This window comes from Bacteroides finegoldii DSM 17565 (genome assembly GCF_000156195.1).
Classification (GTDB): Bacteria; Bacteroidota; Bacteroidia; order Bacteroidales; family Bacteroidaceae; genus Bacteroides; species Bacteroides finegoldii.
In genome coordinates this window covers 118,022-134,581 of record NZ_GG688321.1, presented here as the reverse complement: position 1 = coordinate 134,581, position 16,560 = coordinate 118,022, and the positions used below count along the sequence as shown (strand labels likewise).

Sequence of the window (16,560 nt, the reverse complement as noted above, 5' to 3'; positions counted from 1 at the left end):
CGTCAATCCTCCTCATAAATCAGATACAGCGTATTCGCATCCTTGTCCTGCAGCGCCTCGTAAGCTTCCCCGCTCATCACCTCATGCCGGTAGGCCAGCAGTCTCAGGCTGCCGCCTGTTCCGGTATATACGGCATCACCCAGCAGGTAGAGCTTGTCCGGCAGGATGGCTGTCCGGTCCGCATTCATGAATATGCCGGCAGGAGGCACACCCGCCACATCCCAGTCCCCGTACAGGGTGGAGTCCATGTGGTAGGCGAACTTCCCGGCATCCGCTACATACACTACGCTGCCGCCCGGTTTGGTACTCTTGTCAGGTAAAACGTTGCCTGTTTCCATCCATGAGGAAAAGCGTGCGGTAGCCCCGCCGATGGCTGCTGCCGTAGTCTGTTCCACCTTGGCAGCGGCGTTTTCTGCCTTGGCTGCCGCTTCGTTGGCCTTGGTGGCCGCTTCCGTGGCGGCCTGGGTCTTTTCCTCCAGTCCGGCTACGGCTCCTTCCGCTTTCTTGGCGGCAGCCTCGGCACGGGCGGCGGCATCGCTCGCAGGCTTCCCTATCAGTTCCAGGGGGACGTTCACCATCTTGCCGTCCTTCTCCCCGGGCAGTGATTTCACACCGCTCAGCGAGGTGACGGTCTCCAAGTCCTCCACGCCGGTAGAACTCTGGAGTACACGGTCCAGCACTTCCTGAACCAGTTCTTCTTGTGTCATTTCTGCCATACTCATTCGTTTTTATCGGTTTCTGACCCGCCCAGGATTTCGTTCAGGGCATCTATCACATTGGGAAGACAATAGCGTTCCACCGCCATGTGTATCATCCCGGTTTCCTCATCGCTGAACTCGGTCTCGCCGGTACTCTCGAAAATCTTGAACGCAAGCCGATGGGCCTTGATGCCACTGACACGCGTATACAGCAAATCGGCTATCTGCTCACGTGCATCGAAAACCTCCCTCGTCTGACGGGTTATTCCGGTGGGAACGCTGAAATTCCTGAAATCTAACTTTTTCATATATATCTGTTTTTTAGGATGAATGATTCAATATCTGGTAACGGAATCCGTCCGCTTTTGTAATAAGTACCGTTACGGAGTCCCCGGATGCCATCTCGTAGTTTTGCAAATCTTCATTGTGGTTATAGATACCTTTTAGTATGATATTCTTTGAACCGGGTCTGACCCTGAACGTGACAATGGCTGCAAAATCGGTAGGCAAGTAACTCATGCCGAACTTGTATGCCACAGAACTTTCCGACGGCAGCGTAACCTCTACCTTACTGTAGTTGGGTTCATTGTAATACATCAAAATGATATTGTGTTGTGAGAAATCCACCGTGTAGTTTCCACTTCCGAAGGTAAGCAGCTTGGCTTTCGTATTGATAAACGCCGGGGCAAGTAATGCCGCATTGCTGCTGATACCGTAGTTCTTCGTACCGCCGGTAACATCTATAAACAATCCATAGTTCGCTTGGTCGAAGCCGTAATTCCCGTATATATTGGGGGCTGAGTTCACGATACGACCGACAGCGGTAAAAGCTCCTCCTGCAGAAGACGGTATCACATCATCACCGAACATCACATATCCTTTGCTGCCGCCGACACGGAAAAAATCATCATAAATGGCAAGACCGCCACCGCTCCCGTGAGAGTCGGCCACAGAACCGATACGGCCGTTCCCTATCTCAAAGCCGCCGATTTTCCCTTTGCTGCTGTCTATCTCTCCGGTAAACTTACCGTTGGTCGTTTCAATGCTGCCGTCTTCCAGTATCTTGAAGTTGCCGTTGGCCGTTACCAGTCCCTCCAGCTGTATATGGTCGGCTGTCAGCTTGATTTTGCTCACGGTATTTCCGTACTCGTCCTCTTCCTCCACGCTCACCCCGATAAGGGCAATCTTTCCTGTATTGTCCTGCGCATACAGACCGGAACCTTCAGGCTTTATGACAAGCCCGGTCTCTTTCAGCGCATTACCGTCCTTGTCGAAGACCGCCGCTGAAATCTTTACCAGCCGGTCGCTCTGTTCGAACAGTGTACGGTACTTATAGGCCAGTGCGTCCGCCTTGTTGGTGCTGAACACCAGCAGCGAAATGTAAATCACGCCCGTAAACGACAGCTTGAAGTCGCCAGTGCCGTTCCAAAGTCCGTCCAACGTGAACATCTTCTCACCGCCAACGGGCAGGTCCTCTTCATGGCCGAACATGTTGAAGTTCTCAAACCCGGTCTTATCAGCGTTCACAAATTCTATTTTCAACCTTCCGGCCTTGATAACCCGGTAGCTGAACGACAGATACACCACGCCGGGCACCCGTTCGCCCTGGCTGTTCGTCTGCCGGTACTCCGGTACCAGCCGGAAGTCCTCCAGTTTCTGCATGATATAGCTGTTCCGGATATAGGCATAAGGCACCTTGCCGTCGGTCCGTATCTCGGCATGGCCGTCCGGCTTCGTACCGTAAGGACCGCCGTTCGCCCAGATCCAGCGTCCGCCCAGGGTGAACAGCGTAGCCTTGCTGCCCGTCTTCCATTTGTCCATGCCGTCGGCAAAACTGCTGTTGTCCAGATAACTCTGTTCTTCGCGTATTTCCTTGCGCAAGCTTTCCACGGCTGAATGGATTTTCCCCTCGGTTATCTCAAACCGCGTCAGGATGTCCTCGCCCGTCATCAACACGAACGTACCCTTCAGCCACACGTTGTCGGCATACAGGCCGTTTCCTTTCGGCTGTTTGTCTGCCGGGAAAGCGCTGCTCCTGATGCCGTCCAGCTTACCCAGCCGGCAACGAAGGCAGCCGTTGAAGTTCTTGGCCTTCACACCGTCCAGAATGTCGATACGGGGCTGTCCGTCCTCCGTGGCCGCAATGGATATAAGGTTCTGCCGGAGCGGGGTTTCGGTGTTGCCCATCAGCACGCACTCATCGCCTGCCTCCGGCTTCACCCCGCCAAACTCGCTTACCGGGACCAGTACACCGCCGGCTATCACCGAAGCCACCTCCACCCAGTATGCTTTTAGTTTCTTACCACCCGTAACCGCACAGCGCATCAGGTCATGGGCCACAAAGCCCGATTCCTGCTCAAACACGATGCGGTAGTTGTCGCCCTGCTTCACCACGTCCTTGATCTTGCCGTTGGCAGCGGACACCACCAGCTGGCCGCACACGCTGCGCACCTTCTCGATCAGCAGTTCCAGCGCCACCAGGCTTTGCCGGGCAGTCACTTTGTCCACCGTCAGGTTTGTCAGTCCGGTCAGCTGGTCAATCCACAGCTGCCAGCCCTCACCGGTCAGCCCGTCCACAAACTCCGTGCTGCGCAGCAGTTCGCGGATCACGGCAGTCAAGTATTCGGCATTGCCCTCACCATCCACGATGCCGCAGGGCTTGCCGCCAGCAGCCTCGCCAAAGCTCACACCCTTCAGGAAGCGGATGGACTCTTTGGCTGTGTCCGGCTGGTTCTTGCTCAGGAACTCTTTCTGGCTGCGCCGGGCGGAAAACAGGTTGTTGTCCGTGGGCAGCGTCTTGTCCCAGCTTCGTATGATGTCCGGAAGGGCAGCGCCTTCCGTCTTTGATTTCGTATAGCTTTTCAGCGCACCGATGCTGTCCGTCACCTTGTCGAACTTGCCCACCTGCAGCGCATCGCTTATCTCGATGTCCATCTGCCCGGGTTCGTTCACCTTGCGGCTGATCTTGGTGATACGGCTCTGACGGTAGCCTTTTTCCGGGAAATACTTCCGGCTCTCCAGCTTCACCCGTCTGCCCACAAACAGGTCTATGCCGTGCTCCTCGATGTATACCGGGTCTGTCGGGGCTTTGTAGGCGGCAATGTCCAGCCAGTGGTCCCGGTTGTACTCGTCCACCGCAACCGCAAACTCCTCTTCGGCCAGCCGGTAATACTCATCCGGCATCCGGATATTCCACAGGATATAGGTGTCGCCTGCTCGGGGCACCAGCTTGCCGCCCGGCAGCTGGGTGTCGTCATCGTAGGGCCAGATGGTGATCAGTTCGAATTCACGTGCCGCGCTGTCGTAGTTCACCTCAAAGTAGTGGTCATCGCTTTCTCCCAGTCCGGCAAGGTCGCCCGTCTGGAACGACACACGTTTGGTTTCTCCGGCCAGCTCGTACAGGTTAGGGTCAAAGTCCAGTTCCCCGTCCCGGAAATAATAGACGGTGAATTTGTTTCCTTCATCGTCTGCCACCTCCTCGCTGCGAACCGAGCTCACCGTACCGACCCGACGGGGGAAGATGCCGCTGAAAGCATCCTGCTCGTAATGGTCATAGATGCCATATTCCTCCACGCCCTGCTCGATGTACTTCCTGCCGCCGGGAAGCATCAGACGCGGGCTGCCGTATTTCTCCGCATCGATGTTGCGGGTCGAGCCTACCGGGAACAGGCGCGTATAGAATTTGGCCGTGTTGCTCGTATCTCTTTCCAGGGAGGTCAGCCCCTTGCCATAGCCAAGGGTGATTTCTTCCCCGTGTTCGCAGCGGCACACGTTCACAGTCTGCCCCTCAACCCACCATTCCACCTTGCCGCCTGCCTTTTCCGCGATGGCTTTCAGCGCTTCGTCGCAGTACATCCCCTCGTAGTCTATCGTGATCAGCTCCGTACCTTCCACCGTACCCGTCTTCCAGTCAGTAATGTGGCCCATGCCGTTATTGATAGCCTTCACCACCATCGCCACATGCTCGCGGGGCGTGGCCGTCAGGGTAAACAGGGGGTTGGTGTCCCCGTCCGTCGTCTCCAGCACCAGGAACCGCTTGATCAGGCTCTCGATACCGTACAGCTTCAGGTTATACTCCCATTCACCATCGCTCACCTGCTTCGGCGTGTAGCGTTCTGTCAGCCAGTACCGTTCGCCCAGATAGTCCGTGTAGTCGTTCACGTCCAGGGGCAGGAAGGCATAATAGCTGAACGACAGGGAAAGCACATTGTCTCCCTGCACTTCCTTGCTTTGCGTCGAGCTGTCGTTCACGGCCACATCCGCACGCTTGGTTCCGGCTTTATCATATATCGTTAGAAGCATATTCTAATAGCGTTTGAATGGTTATATAATCGGTTTCGGTTCCCGGAACTTTACCCGGAACTTTCCGGCATGCACACCTTCCGTCCACAGATAGGTCAGCGGGGTGAACTTCGTACAGTCGGCATACTTCACCCGCAGCTGCAGATCCAGCTGGGGGAAACGGATCTCCAGCCAGCCGTCCTTCCCTTGCTTCAGGAAATTCACAAAGGCAAAGTACTGCTTCATCCAGCCTGCCTGGGTCTTGTTGTAAAGCGCAAAATGCAGCGTCACGTCACGCGCTTCATTCCGTGGGGTCAGCACGGGGCTGTATTTTTCCCCGTGCTCTTCCCGTATGTCCACAGCCGTATCCTTCTTGGCCTTGCTCGGGGTCAGGATGGCCGTCAGGTTCTCCATGCCCCCGCGCCGGTCTTCCACCAGGAACACGCCGTATTCCGTCCAGATGTCCGTGCCGTTCACCAGCACCAGTCCGCTCAGTATATTGCCCATATCACTTCACTTTTAGTCCGTCACGTATCATTTTCTTTATCACTTCCTTCAGTTCGCCCAGGTGTCCGGCGCTCACACCGGTGTTCTCGGCTATCCGGGCCAGATGCCCTTCAGCCGTGTCCATCTTCTCCACCACGCTTTCCAGCCGGTCGTCCATGCTGCTCCAGTGCTGCAGCCCGCCGGTGAACATGCCCTCCAGTTTCGTGCCCTGGTCCTGCGTCATGGCCGTAAAGCCGCCCGCTTTCGCACTTTGGCTCGTACCGCCCTGCTGCGTCTTGTCATAACCGGTGGCTGCCGCCAGGTTGTCACGCAGGGCAAGGGCTTCATCCATATACTGCATGTACTCTTCCATCAGCGCGTTCCGTTCCGCCTCGGTCAGTTCGTTGTCCTCCATGGCCTTGCCAAACTTCTCCCACCAGCCTTTCAGTTTGTCGCTGTACATCTCACCGATCTTGTTGCTCAGCATCGCCCGCATGAAGTACTCGGATATATCCTCCGCCGCATCCTTGGCACCGTACTTCATGTTCATCAGGTTGTCGATGAAGCTGCTGTACATACCGTCGAACGAAATGCCCGTCAGCCCTTCATACAGCTGGTCGGTCAGTTCCTCCAGCTTGCCGGCCTGGTCTATGTAGTCATCCAGTTTCTCGGTCAGTCGCCCGCCATAGCCTCCCTTACCGGTATTCTGGATTTGCGTCCACATATCCACGTTGCTGCGCAGTGCCTTCATTTCCTCCGGGCTCAGGCTCCACAGGTTCCCGTCCCACTGGCGGCCGATCTGTCCGCTCAGTTTGTCTATCTGTGCCTGGTTGAAACCGCCCCAGTAGTAGTTCCAGCTGTGGTGACTTCCGTGGTAGCCGGCTTGCGCCATAGCCATCTGCAGGTAGTTCGAATTCGTTTCCTGCTGCATCTTGTACGCGTCGCGGTAAGCCGCCACACTCTTCGTCCCCTGGCTCTGCTTGATGGTGTCGGTCAGATCCTCTATCGAGGTCTGCAGCAGCTCGTTCCGGTCTGTAAGACGGTCTATAGCCGCCTGCACTTCCTTGGCGTTCCCGCCGATGCCGAACAGTTTGTTGAAACCTCCGAAAGACACCGTGTTCAGCAATCCCCCGATACCTTTCACAAGGGAACCGCCTATCTGTTTGAACAGGTCTCCGCTGAGGATATTGTCGAGTATTCCGGTTATCGCATTGAAAATGGTGTCTATCAATGATGAGATAATCGGGCCAATACCGTCTTTCAGCAAATCCAGTATGGAGAGAATGGCCGATATGATCTGCCCGATGACTCCGGCACTTGACAGGGTTTCGGACATCCGGCTGATGGCATCGCCGACCTTGCCTCCGATATTCAGTTTTGAAAGACCGGTAAGCATGTTCTGGATTCCTTCAAATGATCCCTGCAAGGTTCCGCTCGCAAAGCCGTGCAACCCGTTGGATACCATGTTCAATCCGTCAACCGTGTCCCGGGAGGCACTTTTCACCTCCCCGGCAAGCGCCTTCATTTCAGAGGTGGCGTTCAGGTATTCTTCGTCAGCTGAAACGCTGGACGATTGAGCCGTTTGAAGAGCAATTTGGGTACGTTCTATTTCTGCCTGGTTACCGCTTTCAAGAGCCTTGTTGTAATCGGCCTGCGCCGCTTTCAACCGGATGAATGCCGCTTCCTGCTGCAGTTCTGCATTTTGCACACGTGTTACGGCATCCCCCAAAGCGTGCATCTGCGTTTGCAGCCGGGCAAAATCCAATGTGCCGTTGCCACCGGGGAGCATGCTTTGAATACGTTCAATGGCATCGTAAACGACCTGCTGATCCGCTGCTCCTGATTTTTTGAACTCATCCGTCTTGACATACTGCTTAAGTTCGCCAAGCAGATTCTTCATCTGGTCTGCAAGCAAGCCGGTTAAATCCCCGAACGCTGCTCCCCAGTCTATCTTCTGGGTAAGGGATTCCATGTCCACTTTGTGCACAGCCGCATCACGCTGCTTTTCCAAAGTCAGTCTTTCGCCCTGGGACTGTGCCTTGCGGATTTTCTCGGCATATTCTTCAGCGATGGCCAGTTTCTGCTGCTGGAAGGTCCCGTATTCCTTCAGATAGTCACGCATGGCTTCCGCCTCTTCCCTGTACACGTCCGCCTCCGCTTTTTTCCTTGACTCGGTGTTTGAGGCACGGGCTTTTTCAAGTTCATCCTGTTGCTCCCGGGTAAGTCCGTTATCTCCGGTAGAAAGACCGGCTTCCTTGTTCTCACGCTTCCAGTCGGCTTCCTGCCGGTTTATCTCTTCTTTCCGGGCGTTATAGTCATATTCGATTTGTGCCAGTTTCTTCTCGGTACCGGCTTGCATGCGGTCTATCTCTTCCTTCCGGTTTTCAGCCTGCAGGGCGGCAAGATCCTGCGCCAGCCTACGCTCTGTGGCAAGCCGTTGCTTGGCTTCCGCTTCCGGATTCTTCCCGGACTGCTTGGGGTCGATATGCCCACCGATATTTCCTTTTTTGGCTGCTTCTGCGGCTTTCTTTACCTCTTCCTCCGCTTTTTTCAGATAACCGTCACGTTTGTTTTCGGCATTTTTCAACAGTACGTCATAAGCTTCCTGATCATGTTTCTTGATGGCAGCCTGTGCGTCATAGAACTGCCCGGATTCTGCCATGCTTGACTGCATGATATATTGTCTCCATTTCCCGAAAAAACCCATGGCGCTTTCCGCCTCTTCCGGTTTCTGCGCCTTGATTTTATTCACCTCTTCATCGGCTTCTGCAGTCTTTTTTTACAAGGTTCTGGACATTGGCCTGGTGCAGCAGAACCTGTACATAGTCCTCGCTCTTTTGGATAAGGGTATCATACCATTCGGAAAGTGTTTTATAATACCCGAAAGATTCCCCGTACTTGCGGTTCAGTTCCTCCACCTTCGCCTTTTCCTGTTCCTTGCTGCCGGTGAAGTTCTTTATTTCATCGATGACCGATTTCAGTTCGAAGCGGGTACGCACCATCTGGGCACGGCCGTCCTTCTCTATCTCGGTCATTTCCTTGAGTGATATGTTGAATTCATCCACGCCTTTTTTGGCACTGAACAGGTTTTTCGTCCAATCCCAGATTTCATCACCGTACATTACCAGCAGCATGATGCCGGTGGTCATGGCCGTCTGCCAGGAAAAAAGTGAGGACAGGACCTGCTTCCATACCGGTGTGCCCTTCTTGCCGGACTTCTGCAGCTCATCGTATTCCTTGCGGGCACGGGCCAGTTCGTCCGTAAAAATCGGCAGGTTGTTGCTGATTGCCAGGAAGAACATCTGCGGTCCCATGGCCAAAGAAGGCATTTCACGGGCGATCTGCTGGATACTGTTGTGAAGCCCGCCCAACTGGCGCTGCGCGTTGGGTACATCTGCAGGGGTGACCTGCACGGATTCCGATTCCTCCTGCAGCAGTTTCAGTTTGCCGCGCAATTCCTCAAGCTGCTTCTCCAGTGCATGGATCTGCGCGATATTGGCACTCTGGTCCAGATTGGGGGCAGCCGTCTCCCCGGCAAGGCGCAGCCTTTCCAGTTCAGCCTCCAGCAGCCTGACGGTATTACGCAGTTCCAGCGCCTCACGCTCGGCCTTGTTCATGCCGGGCGTGAGTTTGTCCTTCATCAAAAATTCAACTTCTACAGGTTTGCTCATTCCAGTTTGCTTTGAAAAAATCCTACTATATCGTTCGCTTCATCCTCGGCGCTGTGTTCCGGTCTGGGAGCACCGTTTCCGCCGCCTTGCTTTTTCCGCACATACCGCGGCGCGTCGCTCAGCATCATGATCAGCGTCTGGTAATTCACCCCATCAAGGATGTAATCCACGCTCCAGCCGGTCGCCGATGCAATCTGCCACACGAAGCCGAAAGGGCTATGGGAACCTTCATACCGGGTTCTTAACTCCCCTTCCTTGCCTGGCTCAGTCTCGGAGTCATCGGGTTCGCCCGCGCTGTCGAGCTGATAATACGCATAAAATCCTTCGTGCCCATCAGACGCTCGAATGTTCGGAACATGGCCGTCAGATAACGCCACTCCACAAAGTTCCGCAGTACCCACGCTGTCACCCCGATGCCCACGTGCCGCGACACGTATCCCCGGCATACCGTATAGGCCAGCAGGCGGCTCACAGCCTTACCATGCTCCGCCACAAAGGCCAGTTCCTCGGTCTTGTCCTTCGGTTGCCAATCGGGTTTGACACCCGTCTTCAGGTATTCCCGCGCCAGCAGAATCTGACCCCGCAGCCTCGGACGCTTCATCGTCACACGCACCTCCACCGGGCGTTTCAGCCACGGAAGCTTCCACCTTTTAAGAGGTACGGACACGCCGCTGTCAAGCAGCGCGTCCGCACACTCCATCTCTATCAGTTGTTCCAAACGGTCAGCCATACGTTAGCCCTCCTCACTTTGGAGCGATGCTGCAGCCGCGGCTTCCGCCGGCGGCAGCTTGTACTGCCCCCACTCGTCCGGTATTGCTTCCGTATCGAACACGCCGTAAGGCTGCGAACCGTCCTCCGGCATCGCCACTTCGAGCGTAACCTCTATCTTGGAGGTTTCTGTAAGGGTCAGCTTGCCTGCAGGATTGGAAAGCAGCGTGGCGTTGGGAATCAGTACGCTCTGTCCGGACACGAGGGAGAGTTCCCATGGTCCCTGCATGACAAGCACCTCCGACGGGGCTGTCCAGCCGATCGGAGTTTTCTTTTCCGAGTCTTCTTTCTTATAATGCAGGCTGCCGCCAAGCAGTTTGTGCAGGTTCGAATAGTTCATCTGGATCACATTGAACGTCGGGGCGATGCCGCCGTTACTCTGTGGGATGACCAGCACCGGGGCACCCTGCACCTGTTCGGCCTCGATCTTCGCGGCCTCGGGTTTCTTGCCGCCCAGGTCAAACGAGTTCTTTTCAATATACCCGATTGTGAAATCCTTATACTTTACGGCTCCTATGCCGTACATGAAATTCTTGTTCATCGTTTATAAAGTTTGATGGTTAATAACACACCGGCCAATAAGCCGGCCAATACACCTGTGATAAACGTCCGCATCCGGTTCGGAGGGCGTTTTTCTACTGTTTGAACGTCATTTGAAATTTCGCTCTTGGTTTCGCTACGGATGCGCGCCAGCTCTTCTTCATACCATAGCACCAGCTGCTGCAGACTGTCACACGAGGCTTCGGCCACGATGTTCCCGCTGTCGTCGCTGCCTACGGTCAGATTCGCCTGTCCGCTCTTGCCACGGTACACGGCACCTTCAGGAAGTTTACGGAGGCTGTCCGCAGGTATAGACAGCTTCACCGAACTCGCCGGTATACCCGCCATCACCAGTCCCGCCCGTCGGCTTCCGCTCGCGCTGTCGGTGCTTGCCGATTCCGTCTGTATCTTCTCCACCGTCGTGCTCTTCCTGCTGCTTGCGCAGCCCGCCAAGCACAGGACAGTCATCATGATGGCGGCAACTGTTGGCAGTGTCAATGGCCTTGCGCAGTCGCGCCATTTCGCGCTTGTTGGCCTGCAGGTCTTTTCTTGTTGCATTCAGTTCTTCTTTTAAGGGTACCACAATATTGCTCACCAAAACGCGGGTGGCATGTTCTGCGTTATCCACACGCACACCCTCTGCGTCGGCTTCGGCTTTCATCGCTTCCGCTTTCGCTTTCCTCACCGTAGCACGCAGGGAACCGATGGCTGCTGCAGTGCCCACAAGGCCGCCGCTAAGAATAATGTTCATGATCTCGCTAAAGTCCATACCACCCGTTTTTTAGTCAGTCAACCTTTTATTCTGCTTCCTCGCGTTTCTTTCGGAATAGTCCGATAACCCATTGCACCAGTCCCGTGTCGGCTACCCCATTGGCTACAAGTGAGGCACCAAAACCATAGAGCAAGGCAATGTCCCAGCTCACATCACTCACAAATCCGGCATCAAGCCACCACAGTAGCATCGCGCACACCAAGCCCACACACCAGCTCACCAGCTGCGTCACCCAGCCTTTCATGTTGGGGAACAAACCTTTCAACCCTTCAGTAAGCACCACCACACCGCCGACGAAACCGGCAAAGGTGCCAATCATTGCGTCATAGTCCGTTGCCGGAACATCGGCCCCTTGGGCCATCACAGCCGATACTGTTCCCAGCATCAGCATCATAAACAGCATAATTCGTTTCATTGATTGCTTCTTTTATTATTGGTTAATACCTATTTCTTTCAGCCATTTCTGTACATCGAAACTGGGGCAGGCTTTGGCCGCCAGCTCGTTGTGTCCCACAATGCGCACATCCGGGAATCTGCGATGGAAGTCCTTCACATACTTCTCCAGTGCCTTTTTCTGGCAGCCGGTGCGGGTGTCCTTCGGGGTCTTGCCGTCCTTGGCCACACCGCCGGCATACACAATGTGGCGGCTCACGCTGTTGTACCCCTTGGCTCCGTTGGTCACTTCCCAGGGATCCACCTGCGCATCCTCGTTGTTGTTCACCAAGCGTTCCACACCGCCCTGCAGGTGGAACAGGTCGGTGTAGCCCACCTGTTTCCAACCTCTGCCACCCTGGCTTACGGGCGAAGTGTGCCACTTCCGGATGTCCGCCGATGATACCTCACGCCCCTCCGGGGTTGCCGTACAGTGAATTACCAGATACTTCAATTTTGCCATACCATCTTATCCTTTCTGGTTTTGGGTAATGGTAATCTTGGCCGTCTTGCTGCGGTCGGCATTGAGCGTAAGGGTCAGTGTACCGGTTTTCTGACTGCCACTGTTTGCACCGGCCGAAATCTTCACGCCTTTATCCGTCGCTTCCACCTTGAAGCCGGCAGGGGCACTGCCTATCTCATATTCTCCGCTGGCGGTCACGGTCACTTCTTCACTGCCACCGGTTGCCTCAAGGGTCACACTGGCAGGGTCAACTGAAATCTTCTTCTCGCTCGCCTTGAACACGGGGTTGCTTCGCTTGTCCAGCACCACCACTTCTTCACCGAAGGCAATGTTCGTGTCAGCCTTCATCAGCATCTTGAAGAAGTACAGTTCGCTCGCGTTCGAGATCTTGTCAATCTGAATCACGTCTTCATCGTCCTGCAGGTTCACAGCCGCAAACAGGTTGCCGCCGGCATCGGGCGAACAGAGGGTGCACACAATCAGATCATCGGGCCAGGCCGCAAGCGTCTCAATGGTAATGCCCTTGTAGCGACGGGCATTCACATCGGTTTCGCTCGTGTTCTTGGACTCGCGCTGGGTCAGCTCGTCATCATACTTGTCAAAGTCGTTCACGCTCATCAGAATGCGGAGGTCCGGGTTGTTGCGGATGGCCACGGGAATCTTCGCACGCATGGCTTTCAGTCTGCCCAGCATGGTCGATTCTGCGCTGTCCACCACAATCACCTCAGTATCCTTGGCCATCTGGGTCAGGATGCCGTTAAACAAGTGGTCGTCATCATCCCCATATTCACCGTTCACATAGTGGTCACCCAGTTCAAACTGTACCCGCTTGGCCAACTCGGCAAGCAGGGCGTTCTGCGCTTCGGGCGGAAGTTCCGAGAATACCAGGTTGCCCTTCGGCTGCCATTTGCGCCAGATGTTCTCGAACGTGCGGGGGTTAAACACCGTAAAGGCCATGAAGTCCACCGGGTCAAGACTCTTTTCGTCGTAGTTGAAGTTGCCCTTCGAATCCTCCACGCCGGGGTTCTCCTTGCGCTTCTGGAGCATCTTGCCGGTCTTCAGGCGCGGCAGGCTGATTTTCTTCTCCACACCGGGAATCACCATGATCAGCCCCTTTTCCACAATCTCATTGCTCGTAGCGGCAAGCGTCAGCAACTGTTCCAGTACCTCGCCGCTGTAATTCGTGTTTCTTACAATTATTGCCATAGTTCAATCACTTTTTACGTTTGTCCTTAATTTCTCGCATACGCCTGTTCCAGGGGCTTTCTTCACCATTCGGTTCCAGATGCAGGTCTTCCATCACACGGCGCTTTACCGGCAGTTGGGCCAGGGCCTTTTCGCCGTTCTCGCGGTCATTGGCCAAAAGGTTTTCGTAGATGGGGCGGGTAGTCGCATCAATGCGACCGTCCTGCTCGGCTGCGTCAAGCAGCTGCTTGCGGGCGGCAAGGTCTTCGGCTTCAGCCTTGTCTTCGTAGGTCTTCACCTTGGCCTTCAGGTCGGTGTTCTCTTTCGTAAGGATAGGTACCTTGCCTGCCTCTTCCTCCAGTTGGTCCATCAGGCGGAACACATCCGCATCACTCGCGCAGTCCTTGAAGCGCGGGCGTTTCTTTACGTCTTCCAGATTCATGTCTTCTCTGTTTTTTTGTGGCTCAACGAGCCGGTTATTGAATAAAGTATATATCTGCGCCGGTGTACTGTCTGCCGGCACGGGGTCTGCATCATAGATGTCGTCTATGAAACCAAGGTCCAGGGCTTCCTTGGCGGTCAGCCAATGGTCCTCGCCGTCAAAATAGGTCTGTTTCACTTCTTCCTTGCTCATGCCCAGCCGCTCGGCATAGATTTCACTCAAGCTGCCTTCCAGGCTTTCTATCTCTTCCATGCAACGCTGCAGGTCCTGCTTGTTGCCGTAACACCCGCCGCTCACACTGTGCAGCATCAGACGGGCATATTTGCTCATTTCTACGGGCTTGCCGCAAAGGGCTATCACACTGGCCATGCTGGCGGCTATGCCATCCACATAAATGCGGATGTCGGCCTGGCTATGGCGCAGGGCGTTGAATATCGCAATGCCGCTGTACACTTCCCCGCCGTTGCTGTTGATACGCACATGGATGCGTCGGCTCACGCGTTCGGCTTCCATCAGTTCCTGGGCTATGCGCCCGCTTTGCACCTCCGTATAGTCTCCGATGTCCCCGTACAGGAATATCGTACTGGTGCCGTCGTCACTCGTTGTAATATTGAAAAATCTGCTCATCGTCATGTCTTTACCAGCGGTTTCCCCGCCTTTCGATGGTGCGAAAATAGAACATTCCCATGGCACCAAGAAACCGCGTCCGCATCATAACGTTTTCTGGCGTTATCATAACGCTGTAACCCGTCATCATGCGTACGCGCTTTTACAAACCCCGCTTTTTCATGCAATTTTGTAACGTGATTTACAACTAAAAAGGACGATTTATGGCAGATTTGACGAATGCCCAGAAAAAGGAATGGGCAAAAACTTTGTACCTCAAGGAAAACCTCACACAGCAGGAAATCGCCGACCGGGTGGGCGTGTCACGGGTGTCCGTGTCCAACTGGGTACGGGCCGGGAAGTGGGAGGAACAGAAGGTGGGGCTTACGCTCACAAGGCAGGAACAGGTGGCTAACCTCTACCGGCAGGTGGCCGAAATAAACAAGGCCATCGCCGAACGGCCCGAAGGGGAACGGTTCCCCTCATCCAAGGAGGCTGACATCCTCGGGAAACTGTCGGCGGCCATACGCAACATGGAGCAGGAAGTGGGCATTGCCGACATCATCAGTGTCCTCACCGGGCTCATCGACTGGGTACGGGCGGCCGACCTCGAAAAGGCAAAGGAAATTACACGCCTGGCCGATGCGTACATTAAAGACAAATTATAAAGGGATAGACAATGAAACAGACTGACAGACTCGCTCTCCTCGATTGGGAGAAGTACAAAGAAGACATCGCAAGGGCTACACCGGTCGATAGGAACATGACGGCAGCCGAACGGGAAAAACACCGGGAATATCTTGAGAAACATCCCATAGAATGGATCAAGTTCTTTTTTCCGAATTATGTCAAATATGAATTTGCCGACTTCCAGAAAAAGGCTATCCGGCGGATCATTGCACACGATGAATGGTTTGAGGTGCTTTCTTGGAGCCGTGAGCTGGCCAAATCCACCGTCACCATGTTCATCGTCATGAATCTCACGCTTACCGGACGCAAAAAGAATGTGATTCTGACCTCCAACAGCAAGGACAATGCGGTGCGCCTGCTCGATCCCTACCGGGCCAATCTCGAAGCCAACGGACGCATCATGGCATACTACGGCAAACAGGAACTGCCGGGCTCATGGACCGAGGATGAATTCACCACCAAAGGGAAGGTCTCTTTCCGCGCACTGGGTGCCGGACAATCTCCGCGTGGTTCGCGAAACGAGGCCATACGTCCCGACGTACTGCTGGTCGATGACTTTGATACGGACGAGGATACCAAGAACCCGGACATCATCCAGAAGCGCTGGGACTGGTGGGAAAATGCGCTGTATCCCACAAGGTCCATTTCCGAACCTACACTGGTCATCTTCTGCGGAAACATCATCGCCAAGGACTGCTGCGTGGTGAGGGCGGGCGAAATGGCCGACTCCTGGGACATCGTGAACATCCGCGACAAAAACGGTTTTTCCACATGGCCGGAAAAGAACTCGGAAGAGGACATCGACCGCACACTGTCCAAAATATCCAAAAAGGCGGCACAGGGAGAATATTTCAACAACCCGATTTCCGTGGGAGAGGTATTCGAAAACATTGCATACGGCAAGGTTCCGGCACTCTCCAAATTCAAGTTCCTCGTGGTGTATGGCGACCCGGCACCGGGCGAAAGCAAGGGTAAGAAAGGCAAATCCTTCAAGACGGTTTCGCTCTGTGGCAAATTGGGTGGCAGGCTTTACGTCATCAAGACTTTCCTGGCACAGGCGCTCAATGCGGAGTTCATTGACTGGTATGTCCGGATGCTTGAATTTGTCGGGGGCAAGACCAATGTCTATTGCTACATGGAGAACAACAAGCTGCAGGACCCTTTCTTCCAACAGGTGTTCAAACCGCTGGTGGCAAAAGTACGCCGCGAACAGAAGATTGCGCTGTTCATCCGGGGCGACGAGGAGAAGAAGACGGACAAGGCTACGCGCATCGAGGCCAACCTTGAACCGCTCAACCGCGAGGGGAACCTCATCCTCAACGAGGCTGAACGGGACAATCCGCACATGAAGGAACTGGAGGATCAGTTCAAGTTGTTCACCCTGACCATGCGCTATCCGGCCGACGGACCGGATGCGGTCGAAGGGGCGAACCGTATCATTGACGAACTGATCAGGCGCATTGAACCGCCCGTATTCCGATCACGGAAGGATGTAAGAAAACGGAATAAGAAAAGATTATGACAAC

15 protein-coding genes and 1 pseudogene are annotated in these 16,560 nt (G+C 54.6%); 2 read left to right on the top strand and 14 right to left on the bottom strand.

From position 1 onward, the window contains the following. Window positions 1-2: 2 nt before the first annotated feature. The 14 genes and pseudogenes from BACFIN_RS12665 to BACFIN_RS12715 form a co-directional block, all read right to left on the bottom strand. Entirely contained in the window at window positions 3-722 is a 720-nt protein-coding gene (locus tag BACFIN_RS12665) for a hypothetical protein (RefSeq protein WP_007571287.1), read from the bottom strand. Continuing rightward, the gene (locus BACFIN_RS12670) at window positions 719-1,006 is read right to left on the bottom strand and encodes a hypothetical protein (protein ID WP_005798244.1); all 288 of its coding nucleotides are present in this window, start codon (window positions 1,004-1,006) and stop codon (window positions 719-721) included. The genes BACFIN_RS12665 and BACFIN_RS12670 overlap by 4 nt, the downstream gene beginning before the upstream one ends. 13 nt (window positions 1,007-1,019) lie before the next feature. Further along, window positions 1,020-5,000 (bottom strand): hypothetical protein, encoded by a 3,981-nt coding sequence (locus tag BACFIN_RS12675; protein ID WP_007751559.1) that lies wholly within the window; start codon window positions 4,998-5,000, stop codon window positions 1,020-1,022. A gap of 21 nt (window positions 5,001-5,021) precedes the next feature. Continuing rightward, window positions 5,022-5,486, bottom strand: a complete 465-nt coding sequence (locus BACFIN_RS12680) for a hypothetical protein (protein WP_005798248.1) — start codon at window positions 5,484-5,486, stop codon at window positions 5,022-5,024. 1 nt (window position 5,487) lies between these two features. After that, window positions 5,488-9,136 (bottom strand): annotated as a pseudogene (locus tag BACFIN_RS20680) (viral A-type inclusion protein). Continuing rightward, window positions 9,133-9,339, bottom strand: coding sequence for a hypothetical protein (locus tag BACFIN_RS12685; protein WP_007562496.1), 207 nt, complete (start codon window positions 9,337-9,339; stop codon window positions 9,133-9,135). Before BACFIN_RS12685 ends, BACFIN_RS20680 begins: the two are co-directional and overlap by 4 nt. A 38-nt stretch (window positions 9,340-9,377) precedes the next feature. Beyond that, window positions 9,378-9,866: a hypothetical protein gene (locus BACFIN_RS0219755; RefSeq protein WP_005798252.1), complete on the bottom strand. Its 489-nt coding sequence runs from the start codon at window positions 9,864-9,866 to the stop codon at window positions 9,378-9,380. 3 nt (window positions 9,867-9,869) lie between these two features. Then, on the bottom strand, window positions 9,870-10,445 hold the full coding sequence (locus BACFIN_RS0219750; RefSeq protein WP_005798256.1) for a hypothetical protein: 576 nt from the start codon (window positions 10,443-10,445) through the stop codon (window positions 9,870-9,872). After that, entirely contained in the window at window positions 10,442-10,768 is a 327-nt protein-coding gene (locus tag BACFIN_RS12690; RefSeq protein WP_224205180.1) for a hypothetical protein, read from the bottom strand. The genes BACFIN_RS0219750 and BACFIN_RS12690 overlap by 4 nt, the downstream gene beginning before the upstream one ends. Beyond that, a complete protein-coding gene (locus BACFIN_RS12695) occupies window positions 10,734-11,213 on the bottom strand; it encodes a hypothetical protein (RefSeq protein WP_007562503.1) in 480 nt (159 codons plus the stop codon). The genes BACFIN_RS12690 and BACFIN_RS12695 overlap by 35 nt, the downstream gene beginning before the upstream one ends. A gap of 28 nt (window positions 11,214-11,241) precedes the next feature. After that, on the bottom strand, window positions 11,242-11,631 hold the full coding sequence (locus BACFIN_RS12700; protein ID WP_007562505.1) for a hypothetical protein: 390 nt from the start codon (window positions 11,629-11,631) through the stop codon (window positions 11,242-11,244). A gap of 15 nt (window positions 11,632-11,646) precedes the next feature. Continuing rightward, window positions 11,647-12,111: an N-acetylmuramoyl-L-alanine amidase gene (locus tag BACFIN_RS12705; protein ID WP_007562507.1), complete on the bottom strand. Its 465-nt coding sequence runs from the start codon at window positions 12,109-12,111 to the stop codon at window positions 11,647-11,649. A gap of 6 nt (window positions 12,112-12,117) precedes the next feature. Further along, on the bottom strand, window positions 12,118-13,317 hold the full coding sequence (locus BACFIN_RS12710) for a BACON domain-containing protein (protein ID WP_007562509.1): 1,200 nt from the start codon (window positions 13,315-13,317) through the stop codon (window positions 12,118-12,120). A 7-nt stretch (window positions 13,318-13,324) separates the two neighbouring features. After that, the gene (locus BACFIN_RS12715) at window positions 13,325-14,365 is read right to left on the bottom strand and encodes a head maturation protease, ClpP-related (RefSeq protein WP_022199168.1); all 1,041 of its coding nucleotides are present in this window, start codon (window positions 14,363-14,365) and stop codon (window positions 13,325-13,327) included. Between the two features lie 203 nt (window positions 14,366-14,568). On the opposite strand from BACFIN_RS12715, the gene BACFIN_RS12720 reads away from it, so the two are divergent. Further along, entirely contained in the window at window positions 14,569-15,012 is a 444-nt protein-coding gene (locus BACFIN_RS12720) for a helix-turn-helix domain-containing protein (RefSeq protein WP_007562513.1), read from the top strand. Window positions 15,013-15,023: 11 nt separating this feature from the next. After that, a complete protein-coding gene (locus tag BACFIN_RS12725; protein WP_007562515.1) occupies window positions 15,024-16,556 on the top strand; it encodes a hypothetical protein in 1,533 nt (510 codons plus the stop codon). Window positions 16,557-16,560: the final 4 nt, after the last annotated feature.